Source organism: Pseudomonas sp. IPO3749, assembly GCF_013386605.1.
GTDB lineage: Bacteria > Pseudomonadota > Gammaproteobacteria > Pseudomonadales > Pseudomonadaceae > Aquipseudomonas > Aquipseudomonas azotoformans_A.
This window is the reverse complement of the sequence record NZ_JACARN010000061.1, coordinates 29,689-45,546: the sequence shown is the minus strand read 5'-3', so window position 1 is coordinate 45,546 and position 15,858 is coordinate 29,689. Positions and strand designations below refer to the sequence as shown.

The window sequence follows — 15,858 nt, the reverse complement described above, 5'->3', positions numbered from 1 at the left end:
CATATTTGTGGCGTCGGTGTGAAGGTGGGTGGGGAATCTACCCAATCACAGGGATTTGTGGCGGGCAATCACGGCTTCACGCAGGAGGCGCACTTTGTGCAGCTTCTGGCGCATTTCGCGGTGGCGCTGGCTGTTGAGCAGTAGCAGCCCGATTAACGGGAACAGCAAGCCCAAGCCAAACATGAACCGGTGCGGCTGATCACTGAAGGTGGGCAATACACCCAGAAAACAGAGCCCCAGTAGCCCTACCAGTGGCCATACCCACTGCGGATGTCCACGGGCAATCATGAAGTTGCAATGCACAACGACCAAGGTAAGTGCTATGCCTCCCAAGAAGGAATACTTGGCGTTGTCCTCCATGGAAAGGCCGGGTAAATAACTGTCGAAAAACTGCGGCACCGCAAATACCAAGGTAAAAATGGAGGCGAATATCGCCCCCATGAACACCGGAAAATAGGCCGATAGAAAGCTGCGGATACTGGGAAATTCACTCATTGCTCGGCTTCCTCATACAACCCCACAGCAATCGTGCGCACGTTCCCCGAAACCGCGCTGCCGGTGAAACCGATGGCAGCGCCCAAGGCATCCTTGATTTGCGTCACAGTCGCGTGCTTGACCTCGGTGGGCGTAAACCGTTTTGGCAGCTCACCCGACAGTTGCTTCAACTTGATCATCTTCGACGTCAGGCGCGGATCGTTGATGCTCAATAGCTCCTTTGTGAGTTTGGCACGCTCCTGACGGTTCAAGCCACGGAGCACCTCTCTCACACTTTTCCCGGTGGTCGCTTTGTTCAGCCGGACCAGTTTGAGCGTCGCCAGCGACGATGCACCTACCCCGACCAACGAGGCGGCATCCAGCGCAATCATGGTGTATTGGTACCACTCTTCGCTGTCGAGCTGATCATTCTTGGCAGGGTTGCGGACTTCATTGACGGTGCGATAGCCGCTGGCGAAACATTGCACTGAACTGGCGGCGGCGGCGGTGTAGCCGAGTGCCACGACCACCGAACTGGCCCCCGCCGAAAACGGAACCGCGACCGAACCACTGAGCACCACAATCCATCCGATCACCGCTCCAGCACATGACAAGGTGGTATTGACCGCTTCGCCCACTAATCGCGATTCGCGCGGGTTGTCTTGCACCTGCTGGGCGAATTGCGTGGGTGCGATGTACTTCTGCGCCTCACGCAGGATCAACCGCTTGGGCGCGATGCTGCAGATGGGTTGGAATTCGCGCAGGGTCACCACGTTGAAATCGGCGTCGATGTACACGACACCCGCGCCGACGATGGCGGGATCGGCGTCGATGGCTGCAAACAGGCGCGGCAGGTTGATCTGGCTTTCGATGCGCTGGCGCGCCATGAATTGGGAGCGGTTGGAGTCCATGCCGATGCCGGCCAGGGGGTTAGCCATGTTTTTCTTCCTTGAACTGAATGGGCGCCACCTTAACAAACCGCCCACCCAGCGCCTAGAAAGCAAAACGCCAGCACGAGGCTGGCGTTTTGCATGTTCAGGCTGCGATCAACGCGGCACCACCGGCTTGCGCGCAGGCTTGCCGCCCTTGCCCTTGGCCGCATCGCTGCGTTCCTTGGCGGCTTGCTTGTTGCGCGCCTGGGCGGCGGCCTTGGCTTGCTCGCGCTTGTCCCACGGGTTGCTGCCGTCGCTGCCACGTGGCGGCAGGCCGGTGTGCTGGGTGAGGATCTTGGTGGTGGTTTCTTTCGCGACCTTATGGCTGCCAGCCGGCGTCGAGTTCTTGCGACGGGCGCTCTGGTAGCTGTCGGTGCTCGGCTGGTGCAGCGGGATCAGTTGGTCCTTGCCCGGCCCGATCAGGTCGGCACGGCCCATGCGAGTCAGCGCTTCACGCAGCATCGGCCAGCCTTTCGGGTCGTGGTAGCGCAGGAAGGCCTTGTGCAGACGGCGCTGGTCTTCGCTCTTGACGATGGTCACCGCGTCGCTCTTGTAGGTGACCTTGCGCAGCGGGTTCTTACCCGAGTGGTACATCGCGGTGGCGGTGGCCATCGGCGACGGGTAGAACGCCTGCACCTGGTCGGCACGGAAGCCGTTACCCTTGAGCCACAGGGCCAGGTTCATCATGTCTTCATCGGTGGTACCGGGGTGGGCGGCGATGAAGTAAGGAATCAGGTACTGCTCCTTGCCCGCTTCCTTGGTGTACTTCTCGAACATGCGCTTGAACTTGTCATAGCTGCCAATGCCCGGCTTCATCATCTGGTTGAGCGGACCTTCCTCGGTGTGTTCCGGGGCGATCTTGAGGTAGCCACCGACGTGGTGGGTGACCAGCTCTTTCACATACTCCGGCGACTCGACGGCCAGGTCATAACGCAGGCCGGAGGCGATCAGGATTTTCTTCACGCCCGGCAACGCACGGGCGCTGCGGTACAGCTGGATCAACGACGAGTGATCGGTGTTCAGGTTCGGGCAGATGCCGGGGAACACGCACGACGGCTTACGGCACGCGGATTCGATTTCCGGGCTCTTGCAGGCGATGCGGTACATGTTCGCGGTAGGGCCGCCGAGGTCGGAGATCACGCCGGTAAAGCCTGGCACTTTGTCGCGGATCTCTTCGATCTCGCGGATGATCGACTCTTCGGAGCGGTTCTGGATGATGCGGCCTTCGTGCTCGGTGATCGAGCAGAAGGTGCAGCCGCCGAAGCAGCCACGCATGATGTTCACCGAGAAACGGATCATGTCGTAGGCCGGGATCTTTTCCTTGCCATACGCCGGGTGCGGGACGCGGGCGTAAGGCATGCCGAACACGTAGTCCATTTCTTCGGTGGTCATGGGAATGGGCGGCGGGTTGAACCACACGTCCACTTCACCGTGCTTCTGCACCAGGGCACGGGCGTTGCCTGGGTTGGTTTCCAGGTGCAACACGCGGTTGGCGTGGGCGTAGAGCACCGCGTCGCCACGGACCTTTTCCACCGACGGCAGGCGGATCACGGTCTTGTCGCGGGTCATGCGCGGGCTGGCCAGGATCTGTACGACCTTGGCCTCTTCTGGGTCATCCACCGGACCTTTTTCCTGCTCGATGGCGCAGGCCTGGGTGTCCTGGGTATTCACGTAGGGGTTGATGATCTTGTCGATCTTGCCCGGACGGTCGATACGCGTGGAGTCCACTTCGTACCAGCCCACTGGCGTGTCACGGCGAATGAACGCGGTGCCGCGCACGTCGGTAATGTCTTCGATCTTGTGGCCCCACGACAGGCGCTGGGCAACCTCGACAATCGCACGCTCGGCGTTGCCGTACAGCAGGATGTCGGCGGTGGCGTCGATCAGGATCGAGTTGCGCACGCGGTCCTGCCAGTAGTCGTAGTGGGCGATGCGACGCAAGGAGGCTTCGATGCCGCCGAGTACGATCGGCACGTTCTTGTAGGCTTCCTTGCAACGCTGGCTGTACACCAGGCTGGCGCGGTCCGGGCGTTTGCCGGCCATGCCGCCAGGGGTGTAGGCGTCGTCGGAACGGATTTTCTTGTCGGCGGTGTAGCGGTTGATCATCGAGTCCATGTTGCCGGCCGCGACGCCGAAGAACAGGTTCGGCTCGCCGAGCTTCATGAAGTCGTCTTTGGACTGCCAGTTCGGCTGGGCAATGATCCCGACGCGAAAGCCCTGGGACTCCAGCAGCCGGCCGATGATCGCCATGCCGAACGACGGATGGTCAACGTACGCATCACCGGTGACGATGATGATGTCGCAGGAATCCCAGCCAAGCTGATCCATCTCCTCCCTGCTCATCGGCAGGAATGGCGCTGGGCCGAAACATTCGGCCCAGTACTTGGGATAGTCAAATAACGGCTTGGCTGTTTGCATGACGGTGACCGGTGTTGAGATGGAAAATCGCGGGCGCGGAATATAGCACAAATTTTGACCAATTCCGACGGTAATGGTCGGCTTTGCGCGAGGCGCCTGAAAGCGGCGTCTTATACCTGATTTTGCGGGGCGCCAGACGCTATCGGGTTAGCAGTTGGCAAATACATCCATGGGTAGTCTGCCGTATATCGACCCCCACCCTGGATACAGCGATGAACGGAACCCCAGCACCGGCCCTATCAGTTCATGCGGGCTTCATCAAAACTCAACTACCTGCGTGGCTAACCCGCGCACCCGAGACCGTGCGCAAGGCATTGCGCAGCAGCTTGATAGAAAGCAATCGATCAAGGCATGAACTCAAAACCTTCCTGAACCAGCTGAAAAACCCGGCCGACTTCGCTCGCCCACTTTTGAAAAGCGCCCTGAAACGCAAATTCCGCGGGCTATTGAATGATGAAACGGCGCTGCTGGTACGCGAATGGAAACACCATCATTTACTTGGGCTAATCAAAACTCATGCTCGAACCACCGAGCACACCCTGCTGGACGCTGCCCTGCAAAACTTTGAAACCTCGGAAGCTGACAATGGCGGCATGGAGAAGGGCTCCGCGCTGTACATGTTCATTCAAGGCACGCGGGTGCGCAATCCTATATTGCCTACCTGGTTTGCGGGGCTCTGTCGTGACTTGGATATTGGCCGCCTGTATCAGGCACACCTCGACCAGGTACTGGGGCCGACGTATTCGCTCCGTATGACCAGCAAGGTCCAGAAACTCTTCGTTGAACAAGCGAAAAATGCATTCACGGTGGCGCTGCACCTGGCGTTTATGCACAACATTCTGTCGCAAGCTCAATACGGCTGCCTGCTGGTACTCGCGCAGGACGGAAAACATCCGGACCTGACGTGCAGCCACCTGACCCTAGATAACGTTGTGTTACCCGACGTACTGGTGATTGAGTTCCGGAGCGACATCACGCTACAGCTCCTCTACACCCCGGACGACCCCCTCGCCCCCATACGCCTGCACCCCTCGCTTGATGACCTGGAAAGCAAACTGGCAGAGCGCCTGGATACAAACCCCGAGTACCTGGCCTTTTTCAAGCGCCGGGTGCCCTTGCAACGCCAGGAAACGTTGTTGGAGATAAGGCCTGCCTGGGTGGACTGGATCTCGGTAGGCGCCACCGGCAAACACGTGCCTATCAGCCTGGAGCTGACGGTCAGTTGCACGCCGATTAAGGTCCATTTGTTTCTGGCGATAACACGTCGCAGGATCGAGCAGATAAAAGCGGACGGCCGCGAATTGGCAGTGCCCACAGCGGATATTGACGTGGTCAGCCGACAAAAACGCCTGCAATCCTATATCGACCTCGGCAAATCCCTGCTTTTTTTTGCGGCTTCGTTCGTCCCGATTGTGGGAGAAGTGCTATTGGCGGTCAGCGCAGCGCAGTTGCTCGGCACTATCTACAGTGGCTTTGCCGCCTGGGGCCGAGGCGATAGCGACGAGGCACTCAATGACTTGATGGACGTGGTGGACAATGTCGCGCTGGCCGTCGCCACCGCCGGCGCGGTCAAGACGGTCGGTTTTACCGCCAGGCTGGTCAAAGTCAAGCTGCGCCAGGGAGAAGAACGCCTATGGAAGCCGGACCTGACCCCTTATCGCCATCTGGACAAAACTTTGCCGGGCGGCGTGCCCGCAGACGCGCAGGGCCTCTACCTCCACGACCAACAACACTACCTGAAACTTGATGATCACCTGCACAGGGTGACGCACGACCCACATAGTAAGCAGTGGCAGTTGCAACACCCCAGCGACCCTCACGCCCATACCCCGCCCTTAGTGAGCAACGGTGTTGGCGGCTGGCGCATGGCCCATGAAACTTCGCATGACTGGGATGAACTCAAGCTGATCAAGCGCCTGGGGCCTGACGCCACGAACATCAGCCAGCCCCAGGCGGAAACGCTCCTGCTGGTCAGCGGTGTGGACAGTACGACCTTGCGCCAAGCCCATCAGGAAGGGCTACGCCCGCCTCCCGTGCTGCGCGATACGTTAAAACGCTTCAACCTGGATCAGGAAATCCAGGACTTCGACATCGCCCGGGCCGAAGGCGCGACCGTAACGCCCATTTCGCCATACATTCAGATGCACTTGGTGTGCTCATTGCCTGAGTGGCCTGCAAGTCGCAGCGTGAAAGTAGTCGATGAGCAGGGCACTACACTGGTCAGCCATGGCACAGGGCGTACCGAAATAAAGGTGCCACTGGCACGCTTCAGAAAGGGAGAGCTGTTGTTTCACCTGGAAGAGCAAATGCCCAGCAGAGAATTCAACGAGCTTCTGCCACCCTCTCCAGCGGGCTACCTGAGCAAGGTAGAAAACCTGTCGCAGCGCCTGGTCACAAGCGCACACCAACACCGAGCACGACTATTCGCCTGGCTGACCCTGACGCTGGACACACCCGTCACGGCCATTGAGCAGCAAATCGGCCGGTTCGTGCCCGATGCATCCACCAGCCACCTGCAGGAAATGGCAGCGGTACTCAGCCCTGAACAACAACTTACACTGCAACGAGAAAAGAGCCTGGCACCAGAACAGCTCTGGGAAGCCGACCAGTATGTGCAGCAGACGCGGGCCAGCCGGGCGCGAGGCAGCCTGCACCTGCATTGCGCGCCCACCGACGATACCCCCGTGATGGTGCTGTCGACGCTCAGCCACATGCCCGGCTGGCCCGAAGGACGTCGCATTGAAGTACGTGACAAGAACACCACCGGCCGTGTGCTGGGCAGCAGTGGTGCCGAGGACGCCAGCCCAGGCTACGTGGTGACGCGTGAAGGCGAACAGTATTGTCTGCGCGACATGCAAGGCAAGGCGCTGCACAAACCGACCGACCTGCTCAGCGCTATTGCCCAGACGCTATCGGCCGACGAGCTCGATGACATGCTACGCCCATCGGGCGCCTCCAGCCTGCGCCACGCTATCCGTAGGACCAATTTGCAGGTGATGGCCCGCAAGCGGGCCGCCAAGCGCGCGACGCTGACCCGCAGTGCGTCCTTTCCAACAGGGCGCACGCTTGACCCCTTGTTTGCCGAATCAACAGCACCCGAAGGTTTGTCACTACGCAGTGATGGCATCTACCAGACCCCCATCCTGCCTGATGGCAGCTATCGCTACTATGTGCTGGAAAATGCGCGGCATTACCAGGTACAGGCTGACAGCCAGGGCTGGCGCCTGGTGGATGCGCGCAGCCGTTTCAGGGCCTATCAACCCTACATCCGCAAAAAGCCCGAAGGTGGCTGGGCGCTAGAAGACAGCCTCGTTGAACATCCAGGCGCAGACCTGAAGAGCACACCCAGTTCCAGCGAAGAATTCGTGTCGGCCGAGTCTGACAACGATTACGAGTCAGCGGACGAAGGCAAAACGGTGTACACGGCGCGAGAGTTGCGCCATATGCGTTCGAGCAAAAGCTTCCAGCACAATCAGAACTACCTGCGCGTATTTGATCGCGCCAACAACGGCCGCTATCCGCTGCGCGATATAGAGGGCCGGCCAATGCGTATCCGGTTTATCCAGTCCATCGGCACCTCCCTCAGGACCGGCGAGCGATTTAGCAAGAGCCTGGTCATGCCATTTATCCAATGGGAGGGGTTTGAGAAAGTCGCGGCGCTGTATGACGACAGGCTTGAAGTGATCCCATTTACCCAAGCCCACCAAAAATTCCCGGAGGAGTCGAGCCTGCTGGGCCAGGCAACAGTTGTTACCACTCGTGATATTCGCAAGGGCGAAGCGTTGGGCGTATATGGCGGGGAACTGTTGCCCTACTTCGTCGCCGACAACCGCGAGGATCCTTATCTGTTCGATGTGTTCGTATCGAATCGCAAGGGCCAGTGGGGTGCCTCAACGTCCAAGCAACTGAGCCCAAGCCTGGTGCTGTCAGGCGACAACACACTCTCGCGGATCAACACCCTGTTCGAGTACCAAGAAGGCCAGCCGGTCAGGCAGGCCAAAGCAGGCTACAACGTGGTCGAGGCAGGTTTTGAAGTGGACACCCAAGTTGGCACACAACCCATGGTGAGGCTGCGGCTCACCGCATTTTTTGCCGCCGAAGACCTCGCCCCCGGTACTGAGTTGCGATGGAACTACGGCTATAGCGAAGAAGCCATCAGGCGGCTGTTTGGTCCAGCGGATTAACCCGCCTTACTCGTCGTCGTCGAAGTTGTAGCTGCCCGGCGCGAGGTTCTCGAAGCGGGTGTACTTACCGATGAAGGCCAGGCGGATAAAACCGATGGGGCCGTTCCGCTGCTTGCCGATGATGATCTCGGCGATGCCCTTGTGCTCGGTCTCGGGGTGGTACACCTCGTCGCGGTACACGAACATGATGACGTCGGCATCCTGCTCGATCGCTCCGGATTCCCGCAAGTCGGAGTTCACCGGGCGTTTGTTGGGACGTTGTTCCAGGGAACGGTTGAGCTGGGACAGTGCCACCACCGGGCAGTTGAATTCCTTGGCCAGGGCTTTCAAGGACCGGGAGATCTCGGAAATCTCGTTGGTCCGGCTGTCACCGCTGGAGCCCGGGATCTGCATCAACTGCAGGTAGTCGATCATGATCAGTGCGATGTCACCGTGTTCACGCACCAGGCGACGGGTACGTGCACGCATCTCCGAAGGGCTGATGCCCGCGGTGTCGTCGATGAACAACTTACGGTCATTGAGCAGGTTGACCGCTGAGGTCAGGCGCGGCCAGTCGTCGTCTTCCAGCTGGCCGGAACGCACCTTGGTCTGATCGATACGGCCCAGGGACGAGAGCATCCGCATGATCAGCGATTCACCTGGCATCTCCAGGGAGTACACCAGGACGGTCTTGTCGCTACGCAACACGGCGTTTTCCACCAGGTTCATCGCAAAGGTGGTCTTACCCATGGATGGACGACCGGCGACGATGATCAAGTCTGACGGCTGCAGGCCGCTGGTTTTCTCGTCCAGGTCGGCATAACCGGTGGAAATACCGGTGATGGCCGCGTCGGTGTTGAACAGCGTGTCGATACGGTCGATGGCCTTGGTCAACAGCTCGTTGACGCCGACCGGGCCGCCGGTTTTCGGGCGGGCCTCGGCGATCTGGAAGATCTGGCGCTCGGCTTCGTCAAGGATCTCTTCGGCGGTACGCCCTTCCGGGTTGAAGGCGCTGTCGGCGATCTCGGTGCTGATGCCGATCAACTGGCGCAGCGTGGCCCGCTGGCGGACGATCTGGGCATACGCCTTGATGTTGGCGACGGACGGCGTGTTTTTCGCCAGTTCGCCGAGGTAGCCGAGGCCGCCGACCTGGGAGGTCTGGCCTTCCTTGTCCAGCTGCTCGGCCAGGGTCACCACGTCGATGGGTGAGTTCTGGTCGGCCAGCTTGGCGATGGCGCGGAAGATCAGGCGGTGGTCATGGCGATAGAAGTCACCGTCCGAGACTTGATCCAGCACGCGTTCCCAGGCGTTGTTGTCCAGCATCAAACCACCGAGTACAGCCTGTTCGGCCTCGATGGAATGCGGCGGCACCTTCAGGGCAGCGGTTTGCAGATCGTATTGCTCAGGAGCTGAAATATCGTTCATGGCCACTTGGAATTAGGGGTGTGTAGAAAAACAAAAGGCACGACCTGTAAACAGGATCGTGCCCGATGTTAACTGCCTGGCACGCGAGGTGCCAGTCAGTTAGGTATTGCTTAAGCTGCTACCACGACAACGCGTACGGTGGCTTCAACTTCGGCGTGCAGGTGCACGGCTACGTCGAATTCGCCTACGTTGCGGATGGTGCCGTTCGGCAGACGAACTTCGCTCTTCTGCACTTCAACGCCGGAGGCGGTCAGTGCATCAGCGATGTCGTGGGTGCCGATCGAACCGAACAGCTTGCCTTCGTCACCGGCGGTGGCAGTGATAGTCACTTCCAGCTCAGCCAGTTGGGCAGCGCGAGTTTCGGCCGAAGCTTTTTTGTCTGCTGCTGCTTTTTCCAGCTCAGCACGACGCTCTTCAAACGCAGCCAGGTTGGCAGCGGTTGCAGCGGTGGCTTTGCCGTATGGCAGCAGGTAGTTACGACCGTAACCGGCCTTAACGTTCACTTTGTCGCCCAGGTTGCCCAGGTTGGCGACTTTTTCCAGAAGGATCAGTTGCATGTGAAAATCCTCTAACTTTTAACCTTCACCGTTCGCGTTATCGGCGTCTTTCGACGCCAGACGACCGCGAAAATCAATCAGGCCGTCGACAATGGCCAAGACCACGAGTAACGGATAGATCAGTTGCATGAACACCAGCATCGTTACGTACATCCCCACCAGCCAGAACTTGGCCAGGCGCTTCTGCGCGACCAGCCCGTGAATCAGGGCCAGTCCGGAAAACACCAGCGGTACGCTGCAAAACAGCACTAGCAAGGTGGCTTGTGAACCGAAGTACGGTCCGACCATCATGAGTGCCAGCAGCAACATCGCCGGGCCCACGGGGATTCTGATACTGCGAAATTCGCGACCAAAACCACCCGGGTTGTACAACAACGCCTGCCAATATCGCCCAAGCATCAGGCTCAGCAAACTGACGATCTGCATCATTACCGCCATCAGGCCGATCAGGGCCGGTGCAATCAGTGTTGCCAGTCGCGCTCGCTCTTCTACCGAAAGCTGCTGGTAGAGTTCCCCGAGGGCCATCGGCAGGATCTTGGCGATCTCTTGCGACAGCGCCTCGATTTGCGGGCGGAAAGCCGCGTCAATCAACACCGAAAACACCAACCCCAATGCCACGCTGACCAGCAGCGTGCGGACCCAGGACTCACTTGCGCGCAAAACCAACGCAAGGCTCGACGACCCCAGCAGCACCAAAAGCACTTTGGGTTCGCCCAGTTGCAGCCACCAGATCAAGGCAGCCACGACTCCCAGGGCCAGGATACCCAGGGCATCCTGCAAACCGCGCCGCAGGAGCACAAGGCACCCAGCGGCAGCAGCCAACCAATACAACAACGGCAATGCTGCACATCCAGCCACTACGAGAGTGGCCTGCACACGACCGCGCATGATGAACTCAGCTAAGGCGCGCATGCATTCAATCCCTTACTACTTGTCGACTGCCCGGTCTCAGCGGCCGTGGCTGTCGGTGTAGGCCAGCAGGGCCAGGAAGCGGGCGCGCTTGATAGCGGTGGCCAGCTGACGCTGATAACGTGCTTTGGTACCGGTGATACGGCTTGGAACGATTTTGCCGGTCTCGGATACGTAGGCTTTCAGAGTGTTGAGATCTTTGTAATCGATCTCTTTCACGTCTTCAGCGGTGAAGCGGCAGAATTTACGACGACGGAAGAAACGTGCCATTTGATAGGCTCCTTAAAAGGTCCGTGGATTACTCGTCAGCGTTATCGCTGTTGTCGCTGTCATCACTATCAGCGCTATCAGCGCCTTCGTGCTCAGGACGGTCGCGACGCTCACGGCGCTCACTGCGGTTTTCTTCAGCCTTGAGCATCTCGGATTGGCCGGTAACGGCTTCTTCGCGACGGATGACCAGGTTACGGATCACAGCATCGTTGTAGCGGAAGTTGTCTTCCAGCTCGGCCAGGGCCTTGCCAGTGCACTCAACGTTCAGCATCACGTAGTGAGCCTTGTGAACATTGTTGATTGCGTAGGCCAGTTGACGACGGCCCCAATCTTCCAGACGGTGGATTTTGCCGCCGTCTTCTTCGATCAGCTTGGTGTAACGCTCAACCATGCCGCCGACTTGCTCGCTTTGATCCGGGTGGACCAAAAAGATGATTTCGTAATGACGCATGAATGCTCCTTACGGGTTGTAGCCTGCCGCTCAAAAACGGTCAGACAAGGAGTGAATGACACTTATGGATCTTGCCGCAGGGAGGCACATCGGTGCCCGCCAGGAAGGCAAGGGGCGCAATTGTAGAGAAGGGGGAGGAAGCGTGCAAGGTGATTGGTGATTATTTGAACAATCACCCTCTCAGGCCAAACACAAAACCAATGTGGGAGCGGGCTTGCTCGCGAAAGCGGTGTATCAGTCACCCAAAATGCTGACTGAAGTACCGTATTCGCGAGCAAGCCCGCTCCCACATTTTGACCTGCGCCAAACTTGATTACTTCTTCGGTTTGGCCTTCGCACCGCGCTGGCGCTGGGCTTCAAACAGGCACACGCCGGTGGCAACCGACACGTTGAGGCTGCTGACGCTACCGGCCATCGGCAGATGCACCAGGTAATCGCAATGTTCGCGGGTCAGGCGACGCATGCCTTTGCCCTCGGCGCCCATGATCAGGATGGTCGGGCCGGTGAGGTCCTGGTCATAAATGCTGACCTCGGCCTCGCCTGCCGTGCCCACGACCCACAGGCCACGCTGCTGGAGTTTCTCCAGGGTGCGCGCCAGGTTGGTCACGGCCACCAGCGGAATCACTTCCGCCGCGCCGCAGGCGACCTTACGCACAACCGGCGTCAGGGTCGCGGACTTGTCTTTAGGCACGATCACCGCCAGCGCGCCGGCAGCGTCCGCCGAGCGCAGGCAAGCGCCGAGGTTGTGCGGGTCGGTCACGCCGTCCAGCACCAGCAGCAACGGCGCACCTTCGGTGCGATCGAGCAGCTCGTCGAGCATCGCCTCGCCCCAGACCTGGCTCGGGCTGACGTCCGCAACGACGCCCTGGTGGACGCCTTCGACCCACACGTCCATTTCGCGACGCTCGGCCTGGCCGATGGCAACCTTGTTTTGGGTCGCCAACTCGACCAGCGCTTGCACGCGCGGCTCGCTGCGGCCTTCGGCCAGCCACACTTGCTTGACGCGTTTCGGGTGGTGACGCAGCAGTGCTTCTACGGCGTGGACGCCGTAGATTTTTTCCAGACTCATGACTTGGCCTTAGGTTTGCGCGACCCGCCGCTCTTGGCAGGGCCCGAACCCGCTTTTGGCGGGCCTTTACGGTGCTTACTTGGCTTGCTCGACGGATTTTCCGCCCCGCGGGACTTTCCCCCAGACGCCGCTTTACCACCGCTTTTGGCTTCGTTGAGCAACTGCTGCTTCAACTCGCGGCTCTTGCGCAGCTCGGCGTTTTTCGCCGCCGCATCGCTTGGACGGTAGGCTTCGGGGGCCTTTTCCTTCGCGGACGGACGACGACCGGCCTTGGCAGGTGCAGGCTCGGCGGTCGCTGCTTTAGCGGGCGCTGCCTTGCCTTTGCTGGTCGGTTCGCTGCCGCGTTTTTTACGGCTGCCCGGCGATTCGGCTGGTTTGTCGGACATGCCGAAGTCGATCTTGCGCTCGTCGAGATCGACGCGCATGACCTGCACTTCCACGGTATCGCCAAGACGGAAGCTGCGACCGGTGCGCTCGCCCGCCAGGCGGTGGTGCACAGGGTCGAAGTGGTAGTAGTCACCCGGCAACGCGGTGACGTGCACCAGGCCTTCGACGTAGATGTCGGTCAGCTCGACAAACAGACCAAAGCCGGTCACGGCCGTGATCACACCAGGGAAAGTCTCGCCTACGCGGTCTTTCATGAACTCGCACTTGAGCCAGTTCACCACGTCGCGGGTGGCTTCGTCGGCGCGGCGCTCACTCATGGAGCACTGCTCGCCCAGCTGTTCCAGGGCCGCTTCGTCGTACGGATAGATCCGTGCTTTCGGAATGGTCATGGCACCGGCGCGCTTGACGTGCGGGGTGTTCTGCTTGGAGTGGATCACGCTGCGGATCGCGCGGTGCGTGAGCAGGTCCGGGTAACGGCGAATCGGCGAAGTGAAGTGGGTGTACGCCTCGTAATTCAGGCCGAAGTGGCCTTGATTATCAGCGCTGTACACCGCCTGGCTCAGGGAGCGCAGCATGACGGTCTGGATCACGTGGTAATCCGGACGGTCCTTGATGCTCGCGAGCAGAGCCTGGTAGTCCTTCGGCGTCGGGCCGTCCTTGCCTTTGTGCAGGGACAGGCCGAGCTCGCCGAGGAAGGCGCGCAGTTTTTCCAGACGTTCCGGCGGCGGGCCGTCGTGCACGCGGTACAACGCAGGAATCTCATGCTTCTTCAGGAATTCAGCGGTGGCCACGTTGGCCGCCAGCATGCATTCCTCGATGAGCTTGTGCGCATCGTTACGCGTGGTCGGGGTGATTGCGGCGATCTTGCGCTCGGAACCGAAGACAATCCGGGTTTCCTGAGTTTCAAAGTCGATCGCGCCACGTACGTGACGAGCGCCCAGCAATACTTTGTACAGCGCATAGAGCTGCTTGAGGTGCGGCACCACGCCAGCGTATTCGCCACGCAGGGCCTTGGCTTCGCTGGTCTTCGGCGTTTCCAGGATGGTGCTGACCTTGTTGTAGGTCAGGCGCGCCTGGGAATGGATCACCGCTTCGTAGAACTGGTAGTCGGTCATTTCGCCGGTTTTCGAGATGGTCATCTCGCACACCATGGCCAAACGGTCGACTTTCGGGTTCAGGGAGCACAGGCCGTTGGACAGCTGCTCAGGCAGCATCGGAATCACGCGCTCAGGGAAGTACACGGAGTTGCCGCGCACCTGAGCTTCGTTGTCCAAGGCCGAACCGATCTTCACGTAGCTGGACACGTCGGCAATCGCGACGAACAACTTCCAGCCACCGGAGAACAGGCGCAGCTTGCCAGGCTTGGCTTCGCAGTAGACCGCATCGTCGAAGTCGCGGGCATCTTCGCCGTCGATGGTGACGAACGGCAGATGGCGCAGGTCGATGCGTTTTTCTTTGTCTTTCTCTTCCACTTCAGGCTTGAGCTTGCCGGCTTCTTTGAGCACAGCCTCAGGCCAGACGTGGGGAATATCGTAGGTGCGCAGCGCAACGTCGATTTCCATGCCCGGCGCCATGTAGTTGCCGACCACTTCAACGATATCGCCCTGGGGCTGGAAACGTGCCGTTGGCCAGTGGGTGATCTTCACCTCGACGAACTGACCGACTTTGGCGGCGCCATTACGGCCCGGAGTGATCAGCACTTCCTGCTGGACCTTCGGGTTATCCGGCACCACAAAGCCGATGCCGCCTTCTTCGAAGTAACGGCCGACGATGGACTCGTGGGCACGGGACACCACTTCGACGATCACGCCTTCACGGCGACCGCGACGGTCCAGGCCGGAAACGCGCGCCAGGGCACGGTCGCCATCGAACACCAGGCGCATTTGCGCCGGGCTCATGAACAGGTCATCGCTGCCGTCGTCGGGGATCAGGAAGCCGAAACCATCACGATGGCCGGCAATGCGGCCCAGAATCAGGTCGAGCTTATCCACAGGCGCGTAAGTGCCACGGCGGGTGTAGATCAGTTGAGCATCACGTTCCATGGCACGCAAACGGCGGCGCAGGGCTTCGAGCTGGTCTTCGGTGGTCAGACCGAATTCTTCGACCAGCTGCTCGCGGCTAGCAGGCGAACCCCGATCGGCGAGATGCGCCAGGATCAGTTCGCGGCTAGGAATAGGGTTTTCATATTTTTCCGCTTCACGAGCGGCCTCGGGATCGAGGGACTGCCAATCGGCCATTAGAGAGTTTTCACCTTGTCTATATGCGGGTTAGTTTGGCATACGCGTATTGAAACGGGAAATTTCAGACGCCAACAAGCCTTTTAAAGCCCTTTGCAGCCCCCGGCGGGCACCTTGCACGACCATTGGCGAAATTTTCCAGGCTTTTTTCGTGGCAGGGCTTTACAGCTTAAAATCCCCTCCGTATAGTGCGCGCCATCGACGACGGCAACGTTGTTGATGCTGCCCAGGTGGTGAAATTGGTAGACACGCCAGCTTCAGGTGCTGGTGATCGCAAGGTCGTGGAAGTTCGAGTCTTCTCCTGGGCACCAAATTCAGATCAAACCCGCGAAAGCGGGTTTTTTCGTTTCAGGTCTTTGATTTTTAACGGAAAACTTGATTTATTTTTTCGAATCAGGGGTTTACAGATCAAAAAGCCCTCCGTATAGTTCGTCCCATCAACAGCGCAAGCGCTGCTGATAATGCCCAGGTGGTGAAATTGGTAGACACGCCAGCTTCAGGTGCTGGTGATCGCAAGGTCGTGGAAGTTCGAGTCTTCTCCTGGGCACCAAATTCAGATCAAACCC

At 59.4% G+C, this 15,858-nt stretch carries 11 protein-coding genes and 2 tRNA genes; 3 read left to right on the top strand and 10 right to left on the bottom strand.

Annotated features, from left to right (window positions below; genetic code table 11):
• Window positions 1-45 precede the first annotated feature (45 nt).
• The 3 genes from HX812_RS23130 to HX812_RS23120 all read right to left on the bottom strand — a co-directional run bounded on the left by HX812_RS23130 (window position 46) and on the right by HX812_RS23120 (window position 3,824).
• Window positions 46-495, bottom strand: coding sequence for a hypothetical protein (locus HX812_RS23130; RefSeq protein WP_038851240.1), 450 nt, complete (start codon window positions 493-495; stop codon window positions 46-48).
• Window positions 492-1,412 carry a hypothetical protein gene (locus HX812_RS23125; RefSeq protein WP_038851242.1) on the bottom strand — a complete coding sequence of 307 codons (921 nt, stop codon included), beginning with the start codon at window positions 1,410-1,412 and terminating at the stop codon, window positions 492-494. The genes HX812_RS23130 and HX812_RS23125 overlap by 4 nt, the downstream gene beginning before the upstream one ends.
• A 108-nt stretch (window positions 1,413-1,520) precedes the next feature.
• Window positions 1,521-3,824, bottom strand: a complete 2,304-nt coding sequence (locus HX812_RS23120; RefSeq protein ID WP_038851243.1) for a YgiQ family radical SAM protein — start codon at window positions 3,822-3,824, stop codon at window positions 1,521-1,523.
• Between the two features lie 212 nt (window positions 3,825-4,036).
• Between HX812_RS23120 and HX812_RS23115 the strand changes: the two genes are divergently transcribed.
• Window positions 4,037-8,008: a dermonecrotic toxin domain-containing protein gene (locus tag HX812_RS23115; RefSeq protein WP_038851244.1), complete on the top strand. Its 3,972-nt coding sequence runs from the start codon at window positions 4,037-4,039 to the stop codon at window positions 8,006-8,008.
• Between the two features lie 6 nt (window positions 8,009-8,014).
• Here HX812_RS23115 and dnaB read toward each other — a convergent pair whose 3' ends face one another.
• From dnaB to rnr, 7 genes are all read right to left on the bottom strand, one after another.
• Window positions 8,015-9,412 (bottom strand): replicative DNA helicase, encoded by a 1,398-nt coding sequence (gene dnaB / locus HX812_RS23110; protein ID WP_016976916.1) that lies wholly within the window; start codon window positions 9,410-9,412, stop codon window positions 8,015-8,017.
• Between the two features lie 110 nt (window positions 9,413-9,522).
• Entirely contained in the window at window positions 9,523-9,969 is a 447-nt protein-coding gene (gene rplI / locus HX812_RS23105) for a 50S ribosomal protein L9 (protein ID WP_003171376.1), read from the bottom strand.
• A gap of 18 nt (window positions 9,970-9,987) precedes the next feature.
• The gene (locus HX812_RS23100) at window positions 9,988-10,881 is read right to left on the bottom strand and encodes a hypothetical protein (protein ID WP_038851246.1); all 894 of its coding nucleotides are present in this window, start codon (window positions 10,879-10,881) and stop codon (window positions 9,988-9,990) included.
• Between the two features lie 36 nt (window positions 10,882-10,917).
• Entirely contained in the window at window positions 10,918-11,148 is a 231-nt protein-coding gene (gene rpsR, locus HX812_RS23095) for a 30S ribosomal protein S18 (RefSeq protein WP_002551829.1), read from the bottom strand.
• 28 nt (window positions 11,149-11,176) lie between these two features.
• Window positions 11,177-11,599, bottom strand: coding sequence for a 30S ribosomal protein S6 (rpsF, locus tag HX812_RS23090; protein ID WP_003236224.1), 423 nt, complete (start codon window positions 11,597-11,599; stop codon window positions 11,177-11,179).
• 313 nt (window positions 11,600-11,912) lie between these two features.
• Window positions 11,913-12,668: a 23S rRNA (guanosine(2251)-2'-O)-methyltransferase RlmB gene (gene rlmB, locus HX812_RS23085; RefSeq protein WP_038851248.1), complete on the bottom strand. Its 756-nt coding sequence runs from the start codon at window positions 12,666-12,668 to the stop codon at window positions 11,913-11,915.
• Window positions 12,665-15,292, bottom strand: a complete 2,628-nt coding sequence (gene rnr / locus HX812_RS23080; RefSeq protein ID WP_038851249.1) for a ribonuclease R — start codon at window positions 15,290-15,292, stop codon at window positions 12,665-12,667. The genes rlmB and rnr overlap by 4 nt, the downstream gene beginning before the upstream one ends.
• Window positions 15,293-15,516: 224 nt before the next feature.
• Here rnr and HX812_RS23075 point away from each other — a divergent pair.
• Together HX812_RS23075 and HX812_RS23070 are read left to right on the top strand one after the other, a co-directional pair.
• Window positions 15,517-15,603, top strand: a tRNA-Leu gene (locus tag HX812_RS23075).
• 152 nt (window positions 15,604-15,755) lie between these two features.
• A tRNA-Leu gene (locus tag HX812_RS23070) sits at window positions 15,756-15,842 on the top strand.
• Window positions 15,843-15,858: the final 16 nt, after the last annotated feature.